The organism is Actinoplanes rectilineatus (assembly GCF_000962825.1).
GTDB classification, from domain to species: domain Bacteria; phylum Actinomycetota; class Actinomycetes; order Mycobacteriales; family Micromonosporaceae; genus Actinoplanes; species Actinoplanes rectilineatus.
In genome coordinates this window covers 1-23,850 of sequence record NZ_JZKF01000076.1, presented here as the reverse complement: position 1 = coordinate 23,850, position 23,850 = coordinate 1, and the positions used below count along the sequence as shown (strand labels likewise).

General features: G+C 70.2%; 18 protein-coding genes. 13 read left to right on the top strand and 5 right to left on the bottom strand.

Annotated elements, in window-relative coordinates:
- The first annotated feature begins 76 nt into the window (after nt 1–76).
- On the top strand, nt 77–1,033 hold the full coding sequence (locus tag WH85_RS36335) for an AraC family transcriptional regulator (protein WP_045746673.1): 957 nt from the start codon (nt 77–79) through the stop codon (nt 1,031–1,033).
- A 50-nt stretch (nt 1,034–1,083) separates the two neighbouring features.
- Nucleotides 1,084–1,956 carry an SDR family NAD(P)-dependent oxidoreductase gene (locus tag WH85_RS36330; protein WP_045746654.1) on the top strand — a complete coding sequence of 291 codons (873 nt, stop codon included), beginning with the start codon at nt 1,084–1,086 and terminating at the stop codon, nt 1,954–1,956.
- 456 nt (nt 1,957–2,412) lie between these two features.
- Here the strand turns inward: WH85_RS36330 and WH85_RS36325 are convergent, their stop codons facing one another.
- Nucleotides 2,413–3,603: a PrsW family intramembrane metalloprotease gene (locus WH85_RS36325; RefSeq protein WP_045746653.1), complete on the bottom strand. Its 1,191-nt coding sequence runs from the start codon at nt 3,601–3,603 to the stop codon at nt 2,413–2,415.
- On the bottom strand, nt 3,600–4,268 hold the full coding sequence (locus WH85_RS36320) for a hypothetical protein (protein ID WP_045746652.1): 669 nt from the start codon (nt 4,266–4,268) through the stop codon (nt 3,600–3,602). The genes WH85_RS36325 and WH85_RS36320 overlap by 4 nt, the downstream gene beginning before the upstream one ends.
- A 308-nt stretch (nt 4,269–4,576) precedes the next feature.
- Between WH85_RS36320 and WH85_RS36315 the strand changes: the two genes are divergently transcribed.
- Entirely contained in the window at nt 4,577–6,082 is a 1,506-nt protein-coding gene (locus WH85_RS36315; protein ID WP_045746651.1) for an FAD-dependent monooxygenase, read from the top strand.
- Between the two features lie 43 nt (nt 6,083–6,125).
- Here the strand turns inward: WH85_RS36315 and WH85_RS36310 are convergent, their stop codons facing one another.
- On the bottom strand, nt 6,126–7,727 hold the full coding sequence (locus tag WH85_RS36310) for a rhamnogalacturonan lyase B N-terminal domain-containing protein (RefSeq protein WP_083449521.1): 1,602 nt from the start codon (nt 7,725–7,727) through the stop codon (nt 6,126–6,128).
- A 249-nt stretch (nt 7,728–7,976) separates the two neighbouring features.
- Here WH85_RS36310 and WH85_RS47705 point away from each other — a divergent pair, with 249 nt between their 5' ends.
- Nucleotides 7,977–9,941: an Lcl domain-containing protein gene (locus tag WH85_RS47705; RefSeq protein ID WP_052721047.1), complete on the top strand. Its 1,965-nt coding sequence runs from the start codon at nt 7,977–7,979 to the stop codon at nt 9,939–9,941.
- 220 nt (nt 9,942–10,161) lie between these two features.
- Here WH85_RS47705 and WH85_RS36300 read toward each other — a convergent pair whose 3' ends face one another.
- Nucleotides 10,162–12,150 carry a polysaccharide lyase family protein gene (locus WH85_RS36300; protein WP_083449520.1) on the bottom strand — a complete coding sequence of 663 codons (1,989 nt, stop codon included), beginning with the start codon at nt 12,148–12,150 and terminating at the stop codon, nt 10,162–10,164.
- Nucleotides 12,151–12,316: 166 nt separating this feature from the next.
- Here WH85_RS36300 and WH85_RS51860 point away from each other — a divergent pair, with 166 nt between their 5' ends.
- The 8 genes from WH85_RS51860 (at nt 12,317) to WH85_RS36265 (ending at nt 21,824) form a co-directional block, all read left to right on the top strand.
- Entirely contained in the window at nt 12,317–12,517 is a 201-nt protein-coding gene (locus WH85_RS51860; RefSeq protein WP_169792532.1) for a hypothetical protein, read from the top strand.
- Between the two features lie 339 nt (nt 12,518–12,856).
- The gene (locus WH85_RS36295) at nt 12,857–14,149 is read left to right on the top strand and encodes an ABC transporter substrate-binding protein (RefSeq protein WP_045746648.1); all 1,293 of its coding nucleotides are present in this window, start codon (nt 12,857–12,859) and stop codon (nt 14,147–14,149) included.
- A gap of 55 nt (nt 14,150–14,204) precedes the next feature.
- The gene (locus WH85_RS36290; protein WP_045746647.1) at nt 14,205–15,173 is read left to right on the top strand and encodes a carbohydrate ABC transporter permease; all 969 of its coding nucleotides are present in this window, start codon (nt 14,205–14,207) and stop codon (nt 15,171–15,173) included.
- Complete coding sequence (locus tag WH85_RS36285) at nt 15,170–16,033, top strand: carbohydrate ABC transporter permease (RefSeq protein WP_045746646.1); 864 nt, start codon at nt 15,170–15,172, stop codon at nt 16,031–16,033. Before WH85_RS36290 ends, WH85_RS36285 begins: the two co-directional genes overlap by 4 nt.
- On the top strand, nt 16,030–16,590 hold the full coding sequence (locus tag WH85_RS51855; RefSeq protein WP_045746645.1) for a hypothetical protein: 561 nt from the start codon (nt 16,030–16,032) through the stop codon (nt 16,588–16,590). Before WH85_RS36285 ends, WH85_RS51855 begins: the two co-directional genes overlap by 4 nt.
- 47 nt (nt 16,591–16,637) lie before the next feature.
- Nucleotides 16,638–17,612, top strand: a complete 975-nt coding sequence (locus WH85_RS36275; RefSeq protein ID WP_169792531.1) for a LacI family DNA-binding transcriptional regulator — start codon at nt 16,638–16,640, stop codon at nt 17,610–17,612.
- Nucleotides 17,613–17,707: 95 nt separating this feature from the next.
- The gene (locus WH85_RS36270) at nt 17,708–20,677 is read left to right on the top strand and encodes a glycoside hydrolase family 2 TIM barrel-domain containing protein (protein WP_083449518.1); all 2,970 of its coding nucleotides are present in this window, start codon (nt 17,708–17,710) and stop codon (nt 20,675–20,677) included.
- Nucleotides 20,678–20,708: 31 nt separating this feature from the next.
- On the top strand, nt 20,709–21,824 hold the full coding sequence (locus WH85_RS36265; RefSeq protein ID WP_045746643.1) for a Gfo/Idh/MocA family protein: 1,116 nt from the start codon (nt 20,709–20,711) through the stop codon (nt 21,822–21,824).
- On the opposite strand, the gene WH85_RS36260 is transcribed toward WH85_RS36265, so the two are convergent.
- Nucleotides 21,811–23,148, bottom strand: coding sequence for a hypothetical protein (locus tag WH85_RS36260; protein WP_157411441.1), 1,338 nt, complete (start codon nt 23,146–23,148; stop codon nt 21,811–21,813). The two genes, WH85_RS36265 and WH85_RS36260, sit on opposite strands and share 14 nt — an antisense overlap.
- Nucleotides 23,149–23,635: 487 nt before the next feature.
- Between WH85_RS36260 and WH85_RS51015 the strand changes: the two genes are divergently transcribed.
- The coding region (locus WH85_RS51015) for a hypothetical protein (protein WP_157411440.1) at nt 23,636–23,850 on the top strand (215 nt) is incomplete at its 3' end.

Genomic DNA, 23,850 nt, shown 5'->3' with positions numbered 1-23,850 from the left:
TCTCGTCAGGGCGGGACTCGTCCGGATCTCAAGGCTGCCGAGGTGAGCGCCGAGGCCCGTGTGCCAGGCTGGCGCGGTGCACGACGATCACCTTTCCCGGATCCTCGAGCTGATCGAGGTGCGGGGCGTCATCAGTGGGGGCTTCGCTGCCGGGGGCCGGTGGCTGACACGGTTCACCCCGGAGTCACCGCTCAAGATCGTTGCGGTGGGGCGTGGGAGCGCCGGAGTCACCGCCGACGGGGTGACCCGGTCCGTCCTGCGGGCCGGTGACGTCGCGATCCTCAACAGACGGTCCTCGGTGACGATCGACGACACCGGTTCGGCGGGCCTGCAGCGGGAGTTCAGCATCCGCGCCGACGACCCGTTCCTGCACGTCGGCGCTTCCGGGACCGAGGCCCCGGACGTCGTGCTCGGCGGGCACATCGAGGTTGATCACGCCGGGGAGGAGCTGATGTCGCGTGCACTGCCCGAGCTGGTGGTGGTGCGCTCGACCGCGCAGGACGCCGAGCACCTGCGCTCGACACTCGACCGCCTGGCCGGGGAGTTCGCCGGTGACCGCCTCGGCCGCCGGGCGGTGCTGCGGCTCGGCGGGCAGTTGCTGCTGCTCGACGTGCTGCGAATCGTGGCTCGTGACGCCACGCTCGGCGGCACCGGCTGGCTGCGTGGTCTGAGCGACGACCGTCTGCGGCCGGCCCTGGACCTGTTGCACGCCGACCTCGGCCGCGCGTGGCGGCTCGACGATCTCGCCCGGGCGGCCGCCATGTCACGCAGTTCCTTCGCCGAGCGATTCACGGCGACGCTCGGCGAGCCGCCGGTCGCATACCTGACCCGCCTGCGCATGCTGACCGCCCGCCGCCGTCTGCGCGAGGACGGAACCCGGATCAGCGATCTCGCCCCGGCCCTCGGCTACTCCTCGGAGAGTGCCTTCAGCGCGGCATTCCGCCGCGAGGTCGGTCTGTCACCTCGCGACTTTCGGACGATCGCAACAGAAAACCGGATCGGGACGCGATCATCGTCCGACGAACATCCGTAACTTCGTAGCCCGAGGCGCACAGCGGTGCGCCCGGGACGACGGAGATCTCCATGACGAACGTATTGGTCACCGGTGCCGCATCGGGATTCGGCCGGCTCATCACCACCACCCTTCTGGCGGCCGGCCACCAGGTCGCCGCCACCGTCCTCGACTCGCACGGCCGGCGCTCCGCCGCGGCGGAGCGGCTACGCGCGGAAGGCGCCGAAGTCGTCGACATGGACGTGACCGACGACGACAGCGTCCGGGCCGGTGTCGCCACGGCCGTCGAACGGCTCGGCCGGCTCGACGTCGTCGTCAACAACGCCGGGCGTGGCGCCCTGGGGCTGGCCGAGAGTTTCTCCGCCGAGGACTGGAAGCGCATCTTCGACGTCAACGTCTTCGGTGTGCAGCGGGTCAGCCAGGCCGTGATCCCGCACTTCCGCGAGCGGCACACCGGCCTGCTGCTGCTCATCTCCAGCATGACCGCCCAGCTGCCGGTCCCGTTCCAGGGCCCGTACGGCGCTTCCAAGGCCGCGGCCGAGGCGTTGTCGGAGTTCTACCGCCTCGAGCTGCCCCAGTTCGGTATCGAGTCGGCGGTCATCGAACCGAACGGCTTCCGCACCGAGTTCCTCGACAAGAACCTGATGACCGACGTCGAGGCGTGGAGGCCCGTCTACGGCGACTTCGCCGCGATGCCCGCACAGGCCCTGGCCGCCTACAACGAGCAGTTCGACGCCATTGCGGAACACGACCCGCAACTGGTCGCCGACGCTGTCCGCGACCTCGTCGCCATGCCGCACGGCACCCGCCCGTTCCGCACCACCGTCGACCGCATGGGCCTCGGCGCCGTCACCGACCGGGTCAACAGCTTCCGCGAGCAGATCCGCGCCGACCTCTGGTCCCAGATGGGCCTGGCGGACCTCGCCGTCGTCCGCGCCGTGTAGCCATCGTCGGCGACCCATCGCGGGCGAACCGTGCGCCGCTGGTGCCACCGACATCCGGCCTACTGTCCGCGACCCGGCGGTCCTCGCCGTCGAATGACTTCAGCCCGCTTACGGCTAAAGCTTCAGGCGCTCAGTCCGCCATCGACGACCCAGGTAGCTCCGTGCACATATATGGATGATCGAGTCCCGAATCTCGGCTGGTGACATAAGAGGGAGACGCGGTCGTCTCGAAGAGGAGAAGGGCGTCGCTGCCTGCGTGACTGCCGACATCGACGCGCTTCTCACCGCACTGTACGTCTTCACGTCTTCACGTCTTCACGGCGGCGCGGCCGCACGGCGGCCCGGCGGCCCGGCGGCCCGGCGGCCCGGCGGCCCGGCGGCCCGGCGGGCGACCGTCAGGCGAACCGCGATTCGCCACCGGCCGCTCCGCGCTGCAGCGCCACCCGGTAGGCGGATTCAGGTCGTCGGCGTCGCGCGAAGCCGTTCCAGTTCGGCACGGGCGAAGCGGACCCGGGCGGTGTCGGCGCCCGCGGAGGCGGCGAGCTGGCCGGCGAGGTCGTGGGCCGCTTCGAGCCGATGGTGCCGGACACGGCGGTCAGCGCGATCGCGGGCGGCTCTGCGGTAGGCGCGGCGCTGTTTGCGGTCGCCGGCCAGGGCGTCGAGTTCCTCGGTGGTGATCACGCCGCTGTCGGCTTCGGGTGTCATGACCGCGCGCATGGCCTCGCGTTCCGGGCGGACTGTGTAGTTGAAGACCCGGATGACCACGACGAAGGCAACGATGATCTCGACGGCCATCAGGACGATGACCACCAGGCCGTTGCCGTTGCCGAGTCCGGCGTTGGCGTCCCAGGTGCCGTGCAGCACCATCGAGGTGAACACGAGGACGATGCCGAGACCCGCCCGGCGGCGCTGGGCGACCGTGCCGACCAGGTAGACGACGCCGGCGCCGACGATCGCCGAGTAGAGGATGTGCGAGGAGAAACCGGTCAGCAGGCGCAGGCCCACGGTGTGCAGGCTGGCGTTCATCTGGTCGGAGCCGAATTCCGCCGGGGCGGCGTTCAACGCGTACGAGATGTCTTCGATGATCTCGAACCCGAGGCCGGCGAACGCGCCGAGGATGAACCCGTCGTAGGCGGTGCGGACGACCTGCGGTGCCAGGAACATCAGCAGGAGCACGGCGGAGCCCTTGCCGAGTTCCTCGAAGAACGGGGCCGTCAGCCCGGCACCGAACGCCATCTGGAAACTCTGGCCGAACCACTTGCCCCAGAGCCCGAGCAAGGCGGTGTTGCCGGACAGGGCGATGGCCCAGGTCGCGGCGAATCCGCCCCACACGAACGCCGCGACGATCAGGGCGAGCGGCTGCCGGGAGTACCGGTCGATGCGCGCGGTGAACCACCAGAACAGCACGGCGTAGAGGGTGAAGATCGCGGTGCTGGCGGTGAGTGCCGGTGCGTAGAGGCGGATCCCCTCGTTGATGATGCCGGCCAGGACCCGGATCCCGTAGCCGACACCGAACAGGTAGACCCAGAAGCAGGCGTTACGCGGCTGCCAGAGGATGACCGGGTTACCCCAGCCGGTCCTTTCGATCGCGGCGTCGCGGGCGGCGATGGCCGGGCCGGTGGGCGCCGGCTGCGAGGGGGCGGTCATGCTCCGGTCCCTTCGCCGTTCGGGCGTACCGACTTGAGCATCGCGGCGATCTCCCGGGTCACGGTGCCGGAGACGGCCTGCGGGCCGATGACCTCGATCTCCACCCCGGTGTCACCGAACACGAACGCCGCGACCAGGCCGACGGCATTGGTGCCGTCGAAGTGCGCGGCGACACCGTGCTCACCGGTCTCGTTGGTGATCGTCACCGGGTCGCCGATGACGTGGAAGCCGGCGTGGCCGTCGACGCGCAGTCCCTCGTTGGTCTTCTTGATCTGTGCGAGAAGCTGTGCCGGTGTGCCCCGGTAGGTGTCGGTGACGACCTCGAAGACGGTGCCGTTGTAGGACACCGCGGCCGTCTGCAGGTAGCCCGCCGGGCCCCGCCGGCCCTGACGCAGTCCGGTCATCAGTTGCGCTCCGGCGACGGGCACGAACTGGACGTCGTCGCCGACCTGGATCACATCACCGGCCTTGATCGGGTCGTCGACGCCGACCGACGCGTTGATCGCCGGCAGGATCCACACCGCGACGGCGAACAGCAGCGCGACGAGCCCCGCGGGCAGCAGCGTGCGCCGGTCCAGTCCCAGCAGGCGCCGCTCCACCGGAACCCAGGCGTCCCGCCACCTCTGCTCACTGTCGGCATGGTCCGCCGTGTACAGCCCTGACATCGACCCTCCCCGTCGCCATCGGTGATCACGACGCTAGCAGCCTGTCACGTCTGCATCCTTCCGCTGAGCCGGCAGCCGGTGACCGGATGTGCTGAGAAGCCTCCGGGCCACCCGCGCCCTTGGGGGATCCGCGGCCCCGGCCCGGGCGTCACGGAATCCACTGTGCGGGGCGGCCGTGCCAGTGCGGCGGCAGCGCGGTGCCAGCGTCGCGGGAGCGGCCACCGTCAGTCTGGTGAGGCAGGGCCACCTGCGTGGCCGCGCCGAACCTCGGCCCGATCACCGACCACCGTTGTCGACGGGAATCTCTCATGCATGATGTTGTCATCGCGGGCGCCGGGCCGGTCGGTCTGTTCCTCGCGGGCGAACTCGCCCTGGCCGGATGCTCGGTGCTCGTGCTGGAACAGGACGAGGATCCACGTGCCGCGTGGAAGTCGTTCCCGCTGGGCTTACGGGGCCTGAATCCCGGCTCGGTCGAGACGTTCCACCGCCGCGGGATGCTGGACGCGCTGTCGGCGGCCTCCGGCGTCGACGCGGCGGAATTCGCCGCGAACTCCGGCGGGCCTCGATCGGTGAGCCATTTCGCCGGCATCGAACTCGACGCCGCCGACATCGACCCGGCCTCTCTGCCGTACCGGGTGCCCGGTCCGGCTTCGGAGAGTCTCATGACGAGTCTCGAAGCGGTCGGTGAGGTGCTGACCGCGCGTGCCGACGCGTACCGGATCGGGATCGTCCGTGATGTTCCCGTCACCGCCGTGGAGCAGGATGCCGACGGCGTCACCGTGACGGCGGGCGGCAAGGAGTACCGCGCCGGGTGGCTCGTCGGCTGCGACGGTGGACGCAGCGTGGTGCGCCGGTCCGCGGGCTTCACGTTCGTCGGCACCGAACCGCTGTTCACCGGCTATGTGGCGCGTGTGACGTTCGACGACCCGGACGCGTTGCCGCTCGGGTTCAGCCTGACACCGGCCGGCATGTACCTGCGCACCCCCTTCGACGGGCATGTGGGCATGATGGACTTCGACGGCGGCGCCTTCGACCGCCGGCAGGAACTGACCCGCGATCACCTGCAAGCGGTCCTGCGCCGGGTCTCCGGCACCGGAGTGATCCTGAAAGAGGTTCATCTGGCCTCCAGCTTCACCGACCGGGCGATGCAGGCGACGACCTACCGTCAGGGCCGGATCCTCCTCGCCGGCGACGCCGCGCACATTCACGCACCGCTGGGCGGCCAGGGACTCAACCTCGGCATCGGTGACGCCATGAACCTCGGCTGGAAGCTGGCGGCGACCGTGCGCGGGTTCGCGCCGGAGGGTCTGCTCGACACCTACACCGGCGAACGCCATCCCGTCGGCGCGTCGGTGCTCGACTGGTCACGCGCCCAGGTCGCGACCATGCGGCCGGGCCCCGGCGCCGCCGCGCTCCAGCGCCTGATCCGTGACCTGCTGGGCACCCCCGCCGGAACGGCCCATGTCTACCGGCGTACGTCCGGGTTGTGCCACCGTTACGACCTGGGCGGGGAACATCCCCTGGTGGGCCGGACCGCACCGGACCTCCTGCTCGTGGACGGCACCCGCCTCGGTGAGCTGCTCCGAGAAGGACAGGGCGTGCTGCTCGACCTCAGCGGCAGCGGGCGTCTTCGCGAAGCGGCGACGGCGTGGGACCGTCTGCGCTACATCGGTGGACAGGCGCGCGACGACCTCGGGATCCGCGCTCTCCTCGTCAGGCCGGACGGCATAGTGGCGTGGGCCGAGGGCCACGAAACCGCCTCCGCGACGTTTCCGCAGGCGGCGGGCCGCTGGTTCGGCCGCGGCAAGAGCTAGGCCTGTCCGTGGGAGCACGGGCCGCCCGTGCGGGGCCGCCCGGTCAGTACAGGTCGACGGCGTCGTAGCTGAAACCCGGGCTGAGGTAACCGGTGCCGGTCGAGCCGCTGACCACCGTGATGGTCAGGGTGTTGGTGCCCGCGACGAGGGCGCTCGCCGGCACGGCGTACTCGTAGAGGGTGTTGTTGCCCCGGTAGGTGCCGATCGTGAGGCTGCGCGACTTCGGCTGGGCCGACGCGGCGGGGACCTTCTTCGGGGTCCAGTCGTTGATCGAGATCTGGGGCCGGCCGCCGGCGAAGGCGGCGGTGATGCCGATCCGGACGGTACGGGCCGTGAGCTGTTCCTCGGTCAGGTCGAAGGTCACGGTCGTCCCGTTGTTGATCCCGCTCCACTGGGCGGCGGGGAACGACGCGGTCTGCGAGCCGGTGACCGCGGACCGCCATGGCTGCAGGCGGCTGTCGGACGGGTGCATCGAGGTCGACTCGGCGGCGTTCTTGAAACCGGCCGGGGTGCCGTCCCACTCGCCGAGCCGGACGATGGTGTCCTGCTCGGCCCAGGTGGAGCTCTGGTTGGCGCCAGTGGTGCCGGTGCCGGCGGCGACGGTCACGCTACGCCTGGCGACGGCGAGTTCGCCCTGGTAGAGGGTCTGTGTGTAGGAGCCGGGTTTCATCAACGGGCTGGCGAAGTTTCCGGTCGAGGCATCCGGCCGGGTCCAGTACTGAGCGGCCGGATTCGACCAGCCGACGACGGCGTTCGCCCGGTCGACGCCGGAGACCTTGCCGACGATCCAGCCGCGCCCGGCCGGACCGACGGCGTCGTGCAGGTTCAGGTCGTACATGAAGGAGAGGTCCCGGGCTTTCGGGGTGGATCCGTCGGTGACCATCAGCGCATAGGGGCCGTACAGCTCGCCGGTGCGCTGCCCCTCGGTCTGGTTGTGCCCGGAGAAAAGGTAGTTGTAGAGGTCGTTGTTGCCGGTGCGCTGCTGTTCGATGTCGCGGAAGAATGGACCACCGGAACTGGATTCGCGATTCCCGTAATCCATGAATACGCCGACGCCGTCGCCGGTGAGGCCACGGACGCCCTGGTCGATGGCACGCCGGTTCGAGTAGTACTTCGACGATGTCCGGCCGCCGTCGCGGAATACGTCCGCGCTCTCGATGACGGTGTCGCCGGCGGTGTCGGACGGCTCGTAGGCGCCGGTGAGCACCTCGCCGCGGAACGACGAGTACCACCGCAACTCTCCGGCGGCGTGCGCGTCGACCCAGGTCGCCATGTAGATGTTGTTCTGGTCCTCGCGGACGACCAGGTAATGGTAGATCTCGCCGTCGGTGTAGAAGTCCGGCGCGTGCTCGGTGACGACGATCGTGTCGCCCCGGACCTCGGCGGTGACCTCGGTGTCCGAACCGAATCCGGACTGGACGTGGGAGGCGCGGCCGCTGAGCAGTTCACGGCCTTCGTACGTCATCGACGTCATGTCACCGTTGGTGCGGCTGACGGTGAACATCAGGCCGGCGCCGGTGTCGACGATGTACGCCCCGTCGCTCTCGGTGACGCCGAAGGTGGCGGCCCGCGCGGTGTGCGCCAGCACGACACTCGCCACCAGCGCGACCGCGGCGACACTCCCGGTGATCATTTTCCTACGCATACGCGAGCTCTTCCGTAAATGGGGACTAGGGGAGGAATCGCGGCCGAGACTAGGTTCCGGAAACGGGCCGAGTCAACCGAGGGAAAGCAATTCCGGCGAATATCGTTTTCCCGGTCCCCGTCCGGTGACGGGCGTCTCGCCGAAAAATGATATGCGGACGTCTCCGCGACTGCCGTGCGTTGACAGCGCCGTCCGCCGTATTTAGCCTCGGTGCGCTCGAAATGATGTTCGGATGCAAAGGCAGATTCGATGAGCAGGTACGACGATCTCGTCACCGCCGCCCAGCGCGGCGACCGGCGTGCCCGGGACGAGCTCGCCCGGGTCTGGCTGCCGCTGGTCTACAACGTGATCGGCCGGGCGCTGAACGGGCATCCGGACGTCGACGACGTCGTGCAGGAGACGATGCTGCGGGTGATCCGCGACCTGCCCTCCCTGCGGCAGCCGCAGAGCGTCCGGGCGTGGGTGCTCACCATCACCATGCACCAGATCGGCGTTCACCGGCAGCGCGCGGACGCGGACGCCCGGGTGAGCGTGGTCCCGGAGGTCCCCGGCCCGGCCGCCGACTTCGAGGAACTGGCGATCCTGCGGCTGCGGCTGACCGGGGAACGCCGGCAGGTCGCCGAGGCGGCACGCTGGCTCGACGACGAGGACCGCGGTGTGCTGGCGCTCTGGTGGCAGGAGGCGGCCGGCGAACTGAACCGGGAGGAGACGGCCACGGCGCTGAACACCGGCGTCGCGTACGCGGCCGTGCGGATCCAGCGGATGCGGGCCCAGCTCGACCGGTGCCGGTCGCTGGTGTCCGCGCTGGACGCCGAGCCGCGCTGCCCGCGGTTGCAGGCGGTCCTGGGCGGCTGGGACTCGCGGCCGAGTCCGCTGTGGCGCAAACGGATCGACCGGCACGTGCGTGACTGCCGAGTCTGTCCCGGGCGGCCGGGCGGCGAGATCGCCGTCGAGCGGCTGCTGGTCGGCTGCGCCATGGTGCCGGTTCCGGCCACGTTGTCCACCGCCGTGCTCGGCAAGGCCACGGCGGCCGCGGCTCTCGCCGGCACCCCGGCGTCCGCGGCTCTCGCCGGCACTCCGGCGTCCGCGGCTCCCGCCGGCGGCCCGGCGTCCGCGGCTCCCGCCGGCGGCCCGGTGTCCGGCGGCCGGGCCGGTGCGGTCAAGACGGTGGCCGCGTCGGTGGTGGCCGTCGCCGTGGTGGCGGCCGGAGTCGTCGCGTACGCCGCCGGCCCCGAGTCCCCGGCCGCCACCACCGCGGCCGCCCCCGCCGTCGCGTCCGCCGCCACGCCCGCGACCCCGGCCTCCGCGGCGGTCGGCGGCACGCCGTCGCCCAGCACGGCCCGTGCCACCTCCGCCGCGGCGGTGCCCGCGGCGAGTCCCGCCCCGAGCAGCGGCACGGCGCGATGCGGCGGTGCGGGACTGGCGAGCCGCTGGGCGAGCTGGCCGATGCCCGGCCCGGACCGCCCGGCGAGCTACCGCAACCTCAAGGACGGCACCGTCCGCGACCAGGTCACCTGCCTGGAATGGCAGCGCGAGCCGGCCCCCGGCACCTACACGTTCACCGCGGCCGGTGAATACTGCGCGGATCTCGCCCTGGACGGTGGCGGCTGGCACCTGCCCACCCGCGTCGAGCTCAGCTCGATCATCGACAGCGGCCGCTCCGGCCCGGCGATCGACACCACCGCGTTCCCGGGCACCCCCGCCCAGTTCTTCTGGACGTCGACGCCGTGGGCGGTGACGAAGACCCCGCTGCGCGCCTGGATCGTCAACTTCTACGAGGGCCTCGCCAGCAACGGCGCCTACCAGTCCGCGGACTACCGGGTGCGCTGCGTACGCTCTGCGGGCGGCTCCGGCAAGCCGTCCTACCGGATCGCCGGGGGCCAGGTCACCGACCCGGAGACCGGCCTCGTCTGGCAGCGCGCCACCTCGGAGCAGATGAGCGCCGCCGCCGCGACCGGCTACTGCGCCGCCCTCGACCTGGGCGGGCACCGGTGGCGCCTGCCGACCCTGCAGGAGGTGTCGACAACGGTCGACGACTCCCGGGTCGCCCCCGCGATCACCACGACGGCGTTCCCCGGCACGGTGAAGGCCGGCTGGTACTGGACCGCCACCCGGGCGGCCCCTGACACCGGCCTGCGGTGGGCCCTCAACTACGACGACGGCTACACCAACTACCGCAAGATCGTTTCCGGGTACGCCCGCTGCGTACGCTGACGACCTCGTGGTGACGGGCGCGGCCGGCATCGCCGCGCTCCGCCGGGCGGACCCCTCCCCGCTCGGGTCACCGGCCGCAGCGCCGACCGGAACCGCGGTGGGACGACCCCGGGCGCGGTGCCGGCCGGAACCCTGGGGGACGACACCGGGCGCGGTGCCGGCCGGAACCCTGGGGGACGACACCGGCACCGGGGTGGCGCCCGTCGTCACCGCGACCGCGTCATCGGTGGTCGACCTGCAGCCGGATGGTGTCGTACATGATGCCGGACATCGGCTCCATCCAGTCGTCCAAACCGTCGGTGATCTCGCCGGGGCGTAGCGGGGCGAGGGTCAGGACGTTGTCGCCCGCCCGCAGCAGTGTGGCGGGGAAGGCGATGGTCGGCAGCAGCCGGTACATGGATCGTGCGACCTGGCGGTAGGAGCTGTTGTCACCGGGCACACCGGGGAGCGGGTCGAGGTTGGCGATGCGGGTGCCGTTGAGTGTCACGGCGAGGGTGGCGAAGACGGCCCCGGCCACCGCGATGTCCACGTGCCCGGTGCCGGCCCGGTATCGGCGCGCGGCGAAACGGATGGTCCACTCGGTGAGCGTGTCGTCGGGGGTGGTGCCCCGCCACTGCAACTGGGCGGCCGTGCCGGGTGTGGCCAGGACGGGGTGGAAGTAGTTCCATTTCTCGGCCGGGTCGTCGACACCGACGGTGAAATCGACACCGTCCGGGAAATCGTAGGGATATTCGAGCCAGGCCAGGGTGCTGCGGTACCCGTCGGCGCCGCCGGGGATGTGGAACTCCTTGGCGGTCCGGTCGGGTGTGCCGATCTGCCAGAGGGTCGTTCCGTGGCTGACCGGCTTCCACGAGTGTCGGCCGGTGTCGACCCGGGTACCGGCGGGCACGGTGATCCCGGTCCGGCGGTACTCCCCGAGCGCGCCTCCGGCGAACGCGGCGAGGGTGTAGGTGCCGGGTCTCACGGCGGGGATCGTGAAGGTGCCGGCGGGGTCGATCCGGGCGAAGTAGTGGTAGTCGAGGCCGAGATACTGCCAGTTGGTGCCGTCGAGGACGGTGCCGCGCCAGTCCCGGTCCGGGCCCGGCCGGTAGAGCACCGCCCAGCCGTCGCGGACGACGGGATGTCCGGTGATCGCGAGCCGGCCGCTGACGGCGGACCGTTGCGTGGCGGCGTAACCCGGATCGGTGACCCATTGATAGGGCCAGCGCGCCACTTCGCGGGCCGCGACCTGTTTGGCGTCCTGCCAGAGCGCCGCGACGTTGCCGGCCTCGTCGCCCACCGCGGCTTCGCCGACGTGGAGGTAGAAGGGCCCGTAGACCTTGCTCCACCCTTTTTCGGGCCGTACGTCCGGCATGCCGTAGTGGCCGGTCAGCGGATGCCAGAGCAGGATCATGCCGTCGTAGTAGTCGTGGACGGTGAGTTCCTGGCGGGTCGGCCCGCCGAAGCTCTCCTTGCTCGCCTGGACGAGGGAGAGCCCGATGGTGCCGTTGGACATCAGGAAGACGTTGTTGTCGCCTTCGAGGTCCGAGCTGTTCTGGTACTTGCTCCAGATCCGGCCGTCGGGCAGCACGACGGTCGAGTCCTGCAGGGTCACCGCGTTCTGCAGGTCGGCGATGCTCGGCCGTTGCTGGACACCACGTGCGTCGTCGACGACGAACCAGCGGAAGGACGGGTCGGCGCCGGTGGAGAAGGCGTACCGGAGCTGTCCGAGTGCGAGGCCGTCGGGCATGCCGTCGGGGTATCCGGCCAGCCAGTAGGAGTACAGCCCGGACGCGCCGCGTTCGAGCGCGAAGCGGATGTCGAGGCGGAAGGGCAGCAGGGTGGCGTCGTCCGACAGCAGGGAGATCTCGATGCGGTCGGTCGTCCGCGCGGTCACGCTGAAGGTCGCGCCCTTCATGCCGCTCGCGGGCGCGGTGCCGATGTTGAAGGTCGTGTATCCGTGACTGCGTCCGCCGGGCAGCAGGTCGATGTTCTCGTTGCCCTGCGTGCTGCCGATCAGCCGGAGCTTGACGAGTTCCGCCGTTGCTTTGACGACGGTGAATTCGATGATGCCGTTGGCCAGGGTCACGGTCGTGCCGTTGTCGGTGAGGGTGACGTCGGATCCGGCATCGGCGGTCGCGGGCGTGGCGAGGGCCGGAGCCAGGACGGCGGCTCCCGCCACGCCCCCGGCAAGGCCGAGGACAGTGCGCCGTGAGACAGGTCGGGACATAGCTTCTCCCTGTTCGATGGAATCGATTCTTCGGCAGACACCATTGCCACGGACGCCCGGTTACGGCGGATTCCGTGGTCGAGATTCTCCGGTTCTCAGCACTGCACGGCGAATTGCCACCGGGCGGCACAGAAGTTTCCCGGAGCGCGTTTCACAGGTTTTCGTGGTGCCGATTCAGGACGAGTGGCACCCGAAGACATCCGCTTCGGGAATCACGGCGCAAAACGTTCTGAACGGCGGGCCGGTCACGGTCGCCGACGGGGATCCGCGCGGCCCCGCCACCGGGCAGGGAGCCGGCGACGTGCGGGTAAGCGCTTACCTGATTGCCGGGACGCTACCCCCGGGTGTCATGCGCGTCAATCCATGACCGCACATCCGCGGCGCGCTCCGTCGCCGCCGGCGGCCGGGCTCGCTCCCCCGCCACCACCCGGGCGGAGTTGCCGCAGCCAGGCCCCGTACTGCCGCATTCATCAACCGCGGACACCTTCTTGACACGACTGTTTCGGCGGCGTTACGCTCCGACCTGCGGGGACATTTGAACGTTTCATTGACGCATTCTCCTCAGCTTCTTCGCCTTCCCTCTCAGTCAATCCATCAGTAACGGTCACGCCCTCGTCGGCTTATTCCGTGACCGGTCACGGTGCAGGGACCGTGACCGGTCACGGCCTGAACCTTCCAGCGCTCACCAGCTTTGAAGGAGACAGATATGCGGCTCCGGAAACATCCGTATCGAGTTCCACGCGTTCTCGCCGTCACGGTGATCGGCGCACTCCTCGCCGCCGGCTGCGGTGGTGGCGGGGACGGCGAGGACGGCCGGGTGACCATCCGGTTCGACTACTGGGGCTCGACCGAACGCGCCCAGGCCACCAACGACGCGATAGCCCTCTTCGAGCAGGCCAACCCGGCGATCACCGTGGAGTCCTCCTTCTCCGACTTCGGCGGATACTTCCAGAAGCTGGCGACACAGATCGCCGGCGGCAGCGCCCCCGACGTGCTCCAGATGGACTACAGCTACGTCCGCGAGTACGGCGACCGCGGGGTGCTCGCGCAACTGGACAGCGGCGAAGCACAGGTACAGACCTCGGGCCTGAGTCGGCAACTGCTCACCGGAGGATCCGTCGGCGACAAACTGTTCGCCATCCCGATCGCGCAGAACACGCAGATGTTCAGCTACGACGCCGCGCAGTGGAAGCAGGCGGGCGCCACCACGCCGGCCGACACCTGGACCTGGGACGACCTGCGGGCAGCAGCCCAGGCGGTCACCGACGGCACCGGCGCGAAGGTGCACGGGCTCAACGACTTCGGCGGCGTCCTGGACTGGTTCGAGGTGTGGCTGCGCCAGCAGGGCAAGCAGCTCTACACCGAGGACGGCCGGCTCGGCTACACGGCTGCGGACGTCACCGCCTGGTGGCAGATGAGCGACTCCTGGCGGCGCACCGGCGCCGTCACACCGGCGGAGACCACCACGAAGATCGACGGTACACAGGAGAACGACCCGGTCGCGCAGAAGCTGTCCTCGGCGACGTTCGGCTACGACAGCGGCTTCACACCGAAGCTCTGGGAGCAGTACGGCCGGGAACTCACCGCCGCGTCCTTCCCCACCGGCACCGGCAAGCGCGGCCAGTACGCCAAACCCGCCATGATGCTCAGCGTCGCCCAGCGCTCGCAGCACAAACAGGCGGCGGCCAAACTGGTCGACTTCCTGATCCACGACACCGGCGCCGGCACCGCCCTGGGGATGTCCCGTGGCCTGCCCGCCGACGAGCAGGTGCGCAAGCTGGTCGGTGCCACCCTGCAGGGGCCGCCGCAAGCCGCCTACGAATACGAGCAGAAGGTCATCGCCGGGCTCGACGCGGCTCCCCCGCCTCCGCCGAAGGGCGCCGGCGAGGCCAAGGTCGCCTTCCAGCGGGTGTACGACGACGTCATCTTCGAACGCGCCACGATCGAGGCCAGCGCGGCCAAGTTCATCAGCGAGGCGGAACGGGCGATCGCGTCCTGACGTCGGCATCCGGGGCCGCGCCCGGCGCGGCCCCACCATCCGGGAGACCTCTGACATGACACAACAAACCCTGGCGAGGCCGGCCGCCGCCAGCGAACCGCCCACCGACCCGGGACACCGGCGCCGGCGACACCGGTACGGCGAACGGCCGGGCCTGGCCTACCTGTTCCTGTCCCCATGGATCGCCGGAGCGCTGGTGCTGACGATCGGCCCGATGCTCGCCTCGCTCTACCTCTCGTTCACCGACTACGACCTGTTCACCTCGCCGCAGTGGGTCGGCCTGGCCAACTATCGACGGCTGTTCGACGACGATCCCCGCTTCCTCACCTCGGTCGGCGTCACCCTGCGGTACGTGCTGATCTCCACACCGCTCAAACTGATCGCCGCCCTCGGCGTCGCCATCCTGCTGAACCGGGTGACCCGGGGTTCCGCGTTCTACCGCTCCGCGTTCTATGCGCCGTCCCTGCTGGGCGCCAGCGCCGCCATCGCCATCGTCTGGCGCCTGATCTTCGACAACCAGGGCATCGTCGACAAGGGACTGTCCGCGGTCGGCATCCACACCGGCGGCTGGGTCGCCTCACCCCGGTACGCGCTGCTGGTCATCGTGGCACTCGCGGTCTGGCAGTTCGGCGCACCGATGGTCATCTTCCTGGCCGGCCTCAAGCAGATCCCGCAGGAACTCTACGACGCCTCCGCCGTCGACGGGGCGAGCCCGTGGCGGACCTTCCGCTCGGTCACCCTGCCGATGCTGTCGCCGGTCGTCTTCTTCAACCTGGTTCTGGAGATGATCCACGCCTTCCAGTCGTTCACCGGCGCGTTCGTGGTCAGCGGCGGACGTGGCGGGCCCAGCGACACCACCCTCTTCTACACCCTGTACCTGTACGACAACGCCTTCTCGAACTTCCGGATGGGCTACGCCTCAGCGATGGCCTGGGTGCTGCTCCTGGTGATCGCCGTCGTCACGGCGGCACTGTTCGGGACATCACGCCGGTGGGTCTACTACGCGGGAGAGGATGCGCGATGACCACTGTCACGGCCGCCGTCCCGGTCAGCCGCAGGGTCCGCAAGGTCCTCCTCCACCTCGCCATGATCGCTGCGATCTGCGCACTGCTCTACCCGGTCGCCTGGCTGATCTCGTCGTCCTTCAAACCGGCGTCCGAGATCCTGTCCGGTGCGAGCCTGTGGCCGAGCCGCATCGTGCTGAGCAACTACACCGAGGTGTTCGCCGGCGTCGCCGGGGTCGGCGTCTGGCGATTCGCCGTCAACTCGCTGCTCATCTCCGCCGGCGCGGTCGTCGGCAACGTCGTGTCGTGCTCGCTGGCCGCGTACGCCTTCGCCTGGATGCGGTTCCGGCTGCGCGGCCCGATGTTCGCCTTCATGATCGGCACGATCATGCTGCCGGTCCACGTGCTGCTCATCCCCCAGTACACGATCTTCCAGAACCTCGGCATGATCGACACCATCTGGCCGCTGGTACTGCCCAAGCTGCTGGCCACCGATGCGTTCTTCATCTTCATGATCGTGCAGTTCATGCGCGGATTGCCCAGCGAACTCGGCGACGCCGCCCGCATCGACGGCTGCGGACCACTGCGCGCGTTCCGGTACGTGGTACTTCCGCTGAGCAAACCCGCGCTCGTCACCACCGCCATCTTCACCTTCATCTGGTCCTGGAACGACTTCCTGAGCCAGCTGATCTACCTCAACAGCCCCGAGACCTACACCATGCCACTGGCGCTGCGCCTCTTCATCGACCAGACCGGCGAGAGTTCGTACGGTGCGATGATGGCGATGTCGGTGCTCACCCTGCTGCCGATCGCCCTGTTCTTCGTGGCGTTCCAGCGCCTGCTGGTGCAGGGCGTCACGACCACGGGGATGAAGGGATGAGCGACCGGTTCGCAAGATTCTCCGAGTGTCTGCTGGTCGGCATGTTCACCGCCCTCTTCTCGCTCCCGGTGGTGAGCGCGTTCGCGGCCTTCACCGCGGCGTGCACGATGCTCCGTGAAGAGCGCCCGGCCGGTCCGGGCACATATGTGAGGTGCCTGGCCGAGGTCCTGCGAAGCGGGCCACTCGTGCTGATCGTGCCGCCCCTGGTGCTGCTCGTGCTGGTGGCGGACGCGGTCGCGGTCGGATCGGGTGTCCCCGGCGCCCCCGTGCTCGCCACGATCACCGTGCTGGCCGGTGCCGCCGCGGTGCCGTTCGGCCTGCGGGCCGCGGCCCGATGGCGGCCTGGCCGGCGCTGGCCGCAGGTGGCCCGGGCCGCGGCCACCGACCTGCTGCACGGCGTCCGGGAGAGCTTGCTGTTGCTGCTCGCGACGGTCATGGCGATCGTCGTGGCCGTGGCGGTGCCGATCACGGCCCTGCTGCTGCCGGGGTTGCTGGCGTTCGGCGCCGTCGCCGTGGACCTCGCGGGCCGGGACCGCGGACCCGGCATGGTTACCTGAGGATGGTCCCTGGTTTCGACACGTATCCCTTGACCGAAGGAGTCCGCATGCAGTCTCGCCGGGTGACGATCCGGGATGTCGCCCACGCCGCGGGGGTGTCGCGGCAGACGGTCACCCGGGCCATCAACGACATGGCCGACATCAGCCGGGAGACACGGGAACGTGTCATGAAGACGGTGGAGGAACTCGGCTACCGGCCGAACCGGTTCGCGATCGAACTCTCCCGCCAGCGCACCCTCTCGGTCGGCCTGATCATAGGAACGTTCCGGAACCCGTACTACGCCCAGCTCGCCGACGCGTTCGTCAACGAGCTGCAGCGCCGGGACTGGCAACTCGTCGTCGGCACCTCGGAACGGGGCGAAGCCGAGGTGATCGGTGCGATGGCCGCACAGGTCGATGCCATCGTCGGTTACATCGATCAGGCCGAGGACGAGATCGCGGCGACGTTCCGGGGCATGCCGATCATCCGTCTCGAACATCGCGCGACGACAGCGGGCATCCACTCCGTCGAACTCGACTGGGAGCGGGGCATCGCCGACATGGTCTCCGCCCTGCGGGCCAAGGGTTCTCGGCGGTTCGCGATGATCGATGCGGCGGCGCCCGAGCCCCACGGCCTCGCACCCCGCCGCCGCTTCTTCGAGGATGCGGTCGGCGAACCGTGCACCGTCGTCACCGAGACGCAGTCGATCGCCGGTGGCGCCGACGGCATCCGGAACCTGCTCGAGCGGGACCCGCGGATCGACACGGTCCTGGCTTTCAACGACCTGATGGCGATGGGCGCGGTGCAGGGCGCGCACACGCTGGGCATCGCGGTCCCGGACACGATCCGCATCGTCGGCATCGACGGGCTCTCGCTCGGCGAGGCGGTGAGCCCGCGGCTGACGAGCCTGTCGCTGGAATCCGCAGCCGTCGCCGGTGAGGCCGCGGAGATCCTCGCGCAGCTCTTCGCCGGCGGCCCGGTGCCGGACGGATCTCTCACCAGGGCCGTCACCCCTGTCGTCGTCTGGCGTGAATCCGCCTGACCCGCACCCCTTCCCGGCCGGTGGACCACCGGCCGGACCGAACTCCACCTCCCCCGGCCGTGACCGGTCACGGCCCCCGCTACACAGGGAACAGCATGCAGGAGATCTCCCCCACGACGGGCAGCGACCTCGACTACATCACCGCCATCACACCCCCGGACGGCACCCTGCCCCCGCGCGCCTCCACACCGGTCACCGACGCCGACCGTGTCGACCTCGACGGGACATGGCAGTTCCGTCTCTCCCGGTCCGCCGTCGCGGCGGAACGGCACGACCTGGCACCCGGCACCGACGGCTGGAAGGACATCCAGGTGCCGGGGCACTGGCCGTTGCAGGGCTTCGGCGACCCCTGGTACACCAACGCCGACTACCCCTTCCCGGTCGACCCGCCCCGGGTGCCCTCCGACAATCCGACCGGTGACTACCGGCGCGCATTCACCTGGGACAAGCCGGTCGAAGGCCGGCGATGGGTCCTGCGCTGCGAGGGCATCGAGTCGATCGGGCGGATCCGGGTGAACGGCGTCCTGGTCGGCGTCACCCGCGGAAGCCGGCTGGAACAGGACTTCGACGTCACCGACCACCTCGTGCCCGGCACCAACCTGCTCGAGATCCGCGTCCACCAGTGGTCGGCACACAGCTACCTCGAGGACCAGGACATGTGGTGGCTCCCCGGAATCTTCCGGGGCGTGTCCCTGCTCGAACGCCCGGACGGCGAGATCGGCGACCTCTTCGTCCGCGCCGACTTCGACGCCGACACCGGCACCGCGACACTGCGGATCGAGGCGACCGAGCCGGCCCGCATCGACTCCCCCGAACTCGGCATCACCGGACGAAGCAGCGGCGAGACCATCGACCTGCCCGGGGCCGAACCCTGGACCGCCGAGACCCCCCGCCTGTACACCGTGACGGTCTCCACCGCCGCGGAGACACGGACGCTGCGGGTGGGCTTCCGCCGGGTCGAGGTCCGTGACGGCAACCTGCTGGTCAACGACCGGGCCGTACAACTGCGCGGTGTCAACCACCACGAATTCCACCCGGAACGCGGACGTGCGGTGACCCCCGCCGACCTCGAGGCGAACATCCGCACGATGAAACGGCACAACGTCAACGCGGTCCGGACCAGTCACTACCCGCCGTCGCCGCGCCTGCTCGACCTGTGCGACGAGTACGGACTGTGGGTCGTCGACGAATGCGACATCGAGACACACGGGTTCCTGCACCAGGACGAGGAACACGGCGCGTGGACCGCCCCCTGGAAGTCGAACCCGTCAGACGACGCGTCCTGGAAACCGGCCTATCTCGACCGGATGCGGCGCATGGTCGAACGCGACAAGAACCACCCGAGCATCATCCTCTGGTCGCTGGGCAACGAAGCCGGCACCGGGGAGAACTTCGCCGCGATGGCCGCCTGGGCCCGGCACCGCGACGACACCCGGCCGATCCACTACGCGGACGACGTGGCCTGCGAGTACGTCGACGTGTTCGGCGAGATGTACACCCCGTTCGCACGGATGGACGAGATCGGCCGGCGCCTGGACCGCATCGATCCCGCGTCCACCGTCGACACCCTCCAGGACATCGCCCGGCGCCGCCTGCCGTACCTGCTCACCGAGTTCGGACACGCCATGGGCAACGGTCCCGGCGGCCTGCTCGACTATCGGGCCCTGTTCGAGAAGTACGACCGTTGCCAGGGCGGGTTCGTCTGGGAGTGGCGTGATCAGGGCCTGGCGCGGCCACTACCGGACGGGCGGATCGGGTACACCTACGGCGGCGACTTCGGGGAGCCCGTACACGACGGCACCTTCTCGATCGACGGTCTGGTGTTCCCCGACGGAAACCCCTCACCCGGGCTGCTCGAGTTCAAGGCCGTCTTCGCCCCGATCCGCATCACCGTCGAACCCGGCGGCGACACCGTCCACATCCGTAACCTGCGCGACTTCGCCACCCTCGACGACACCGAGTTCCGGTGGACGGTCGCCTTCGACGGGATGACAGCCGCCTCCGGCACTCTCGACGTCCCCCGGTTGCCGGCCGGGACGGCCGTGACCGTCCCGGTCCCCGCGACACCACCGGGCGACGGCGAACGCGTCGTCACCGTCACCGCGGTCACCCGGTCCGGCAGCCGGTGGGCGGACGCGGGTCACGAGATCGCCTTCGGCCAGGCCGCCGGGCACCGGCCGGTACCCGCTCCGGTCCCGACACCCCGGCCCGGGGCGGTCGCCGTCGACGCCGTACGGGCCGCGTCGATCCGGCTCGGGCCGGCCTCCTTCGACACCGGGTCCGGCGCACTCACCCGTCTCGGCGGCGTCACGTTCACCTCCCCGCCCCGCCTCGACCTGTGGCGGGCGCCGACCAGCAACGACCTCCAGACCGGCCAGGACGGCTCCGCGGCGGCCCGCTGGCGGCGCGCGAACCTCCACGCCCTGGACCACACCGTCCTCGCCGTCACGGAGACGACCGGCCAGATCCGGGCCCTCACCCGGGTGGCGCCGCTCGCACGCAGCTTCGGCGTCCACGTCGACGCGCTCTGGTCACTCACCGGAGACCCCGGCGAGGTGCGGCTGTCGCTCACCGCGACCCCGTACGGCGCCTGGCCGTCGACCTGGCCCCGGATCGGACTCCGCTTCGCGGTCCCGGCCACCTACGACCACGTGACCTGGTACGGCTACGGCCCCGGCGAGCGGTACCCCGACACCTACTCGGCGACCCGGCTGGGCCGTTGGTCCGCGCCCGTCACCGAACTCCAGACGCCGTACGTGGTGCCGCAGGAGAACGGCGCGCGAGGCGGCCTGCGCCACCTCACCACCACGAACGGCCACCACCGTCTCGACGTGGTCGCCGAATCGGAGCTCGGGTTCACCGCACGGCCGTGGACGCCGGAGGACCTGACAGCGGCACGGCACCACCACGAACTCAGCCCCGGCCCGGAAACGGTCTTCACGCTCGACATCGCACTCGACGGCATCGGCAGCGCCGCGTGCGGCCCCGCACCACTGCCGGCGGATCGCCTGTCACCCCGGACGACGGAACTCCACGCCCGGCTCCGGGTGCACACGGCCGGCTGACCCCACCACACCGAGAAGGAACGAGGACGTCATGACCCACACCGTCCGCCGGGCGGCCATCGTCGGCACCGGGTCGATCGCCAACGCCCACGCCGCGGCCCTGCACGGCCTGGAAGACCGGGTCCAGCTCACCGCGGTCGTGGACGTCGACCCGGCCCGGGCACACGGCTTCGCCCACGAATGGGCCGTGCCCTCGGTGGCACCGGACCTGGCGACACTGCTGGCGGCCGGCGACGTGGACCTGGTGCACGTGTGCACACCACCGTCGACGCACGCGGCCCTCGCACTGCAGTGCCTCGAGGCCGGAGTCACCGTCGTGCTGGAGAAGCCACCGACGCTGTCGCTGGCCGAACTCGACATCCTGATCGAGGCGTCCGCCCGGACCGGCGCCCACGTGGCGACGGTCTTCCAGCAGCGTTTCGGGCCCGGCACCCCGCGGCTGCGTTCCCTGGCGGCCGCCGGCGACCTCGGAGCGCCACTGCTGGCGACCTGCCACACCCACTGGTACCGCGACGACGCCTACTACGCCGTACCGTGGCGCGGACGCTGGGAGACCGAGGGCGGCGGCCCCACCATGGGACACGGCATCCACCAGTTCGACCTGCTGCTGTCGATTCTCGGCCCGTGGGAGCAGGTCGTCGCCGTGGCGGCCCGGCAGAGCCGGCCGACGGACACCGAGGACGTGTCGCTGGCCATCGTCACGTTCGCCGGCGGCGCCGTCGCCTCGGTGGTCAACTCGGTGGTCTCGCCCCGGCAGGTCTCCGCGCTGCGATTCGACTACGCACACGCCACGATCGAACTCACCCACCTGTACGGCTACACCGACGACGACTGGACGGTGACCCCCGCCCCCGGCCACGAGCACCTCACCGCCGCGTGGGCCGGATCCCCCTCGACCGCCGGCAACGGTCACCTCGCCCAGCTGGCCGCGGTCCTCGATGCCCTGGATGCGGGCGCCGCACCACCGGTGACACTGGCCGACACCCGGACCACCGTGGAGTTCATCGCCGCGCTGTACGCGTCCGCGTTCACCGGCCGCCCGGTCCGCGCCGGGCAACTCGGGCCGGGCGACCCGTTCACGCAACGGATGGACGGTACCGGCGCGCCCTGGCCGCGGGCCGGTAGGCCCTCGGTCAGCAGCGCCTGATGTCCGCGGGGCTGTCGACCTCGACGTCGGTGATGGTGAGCCCGGCGACGCACGGCGCTTCCGTGATGTGGTTGTCCACGATGGTCAGCTTCCCGAGCGTGAGGTCCCGGCTGGGAGCGAAGGTGCTGCGGGACGCCAGCCGGATCTCGCCGCCGCCGGTGATGGTGCCGCCCCGGGTGGCGATCGTGGTGTTGTAGCAGTTCTCGAGGAGGATGGCGTTGCCGCCGGTGCCGGCGATGTCGACGCGGCCGATCCTCGCGCCGCCGCTCTCGGAGACGCAGAAGATACCCCGGCCGCCGCCGCGGGCCTTGACAAGGCCGACGGTGATGTTGGACGGGTAGGCGTCACCGACGCGGCCGTTGCGGTTGGCCATCCGGAAGGCGGCGTACCCGGTGCCGGTGCCGGTGTTCGCGGCGTCGACGGTGCCGATGGTGGCGTTGATCGTGGTGTTCAGCAGCAGACCGGCCTCGCCGACGTCGCGGGCGGTCACCGTGCCGATCGTCAGACCGTCCACCCCGGCGGTCTCCACGGCATGCGAGCCGGCACCGGAGACGTACACGTCGTCGATGACGATGTTCTTGCTGAACGGGCCGGTGCTGCCGTTGTCGATGCGGACACCGAGCCCGCCCGAGAGCCGCATGTCGATCCGGCCGAGCTTCACGTTGGTCACGTCGCGCAGGAAGATGCCGTACATCGGTGTGCCGGTGACCTTGAGATGCTGGACCTCGATGTCGGTGACGTCACGGGCGAAGACGGGCGCCATGTCCGTCGCACCCGCGCCGACGACGTCGATCGTGCCGCACACGTCGATGGTGGTGTAGCTGTGCAGTTTGATCCGCGCCGCGGCGGACACCGATCCGGAGCCCCGGACCACCACCCGCTCCTTGACGGTCCGGCCCGGCGTCAGACTGTCGATACCGGCTTGAATGGCGCTGCGGGTGTCCGCACCGGTGTACACCGTCCGGCCGGCTCGGCTGGCGGTCCACGTGTCACCGGAGCGGACCACCGTGGCGTCCTGGGCTCCGCCGCCACAGGACGACGCCGACGACGGCACCGGCACGGCGGCGGCGGACACGCTCGCCGCCACCGGCGCGCTCGCCCTGCTCGACGGGACGGCTGACGCGGTCGACGCGAGCCCGGAGGCCGACGGCGTCGCCGGCGGCACCGGGACTCGCCCGCTGCCGCCGGGCGAGGGGGTGTACGGCTCCTCGCCCGCCACCGCACTGACCGTCGCGGCGACCCGGGGAACCAGGCCGACTCCCGCAACGACGAGAACAGCTCCCGCAAGGACGGCGAGCACGCCGGCCGACAACTGACGATTCAACGCGTGGACTCCTCGACCTGCCGGCGGCGACGGAATTGCCGTGACCGCCACGCTTCCGCCATTTCCGAAACCGGATCAGACCATATGCACGAATACCGATCACGTCAACATTGAATTGGATGCCGAGAGATGCGAGCAAAATCGCGGCCACCTCGTATCACTTTTCCACCAGGATATTGATCACGCCTCACCGAACCCGCCCTGAGCTGGCATTTCCGTGATTCGTCAGGTTGTTCCGATATCTGCTTCAACGACCCGGCCACCGGCGAACGCCCCGATGTCCTGCACCGCCGGGACCCGGCGGGAAGAACAGCCCGCATTCACCCGCCCGGCGGGTACAGGAATCCATCTTTCCATCGCGGCGGAACAGCCGGGAACGGGACGTCCACCGTCCGTTGCAGGGTCCTGCTCCGAGCAGGACCGGCTCATCCGGCGGCGGCTTCCCTCCCGCCGGGAGTGTCATACGCCGTTGCCACCGTGTCGGGCCATGGACAACGACGACCACCTAGACCCGTTTCGTGGTCAGGGTGCGAAGCCCGTCCGCGTGGTGATTTCGGGCGCGCTCGACGCCCCAATTCACCACACCCGTGGCGGTGTGGTGAATACGGGCGCGCTGGACGCCCCAATTCACCACACCCCTGGTGGTGTGGTGAATACGGGCGCGCTGGACGCCCGAAATCACCACGCTGTTGTGGGTGTGGT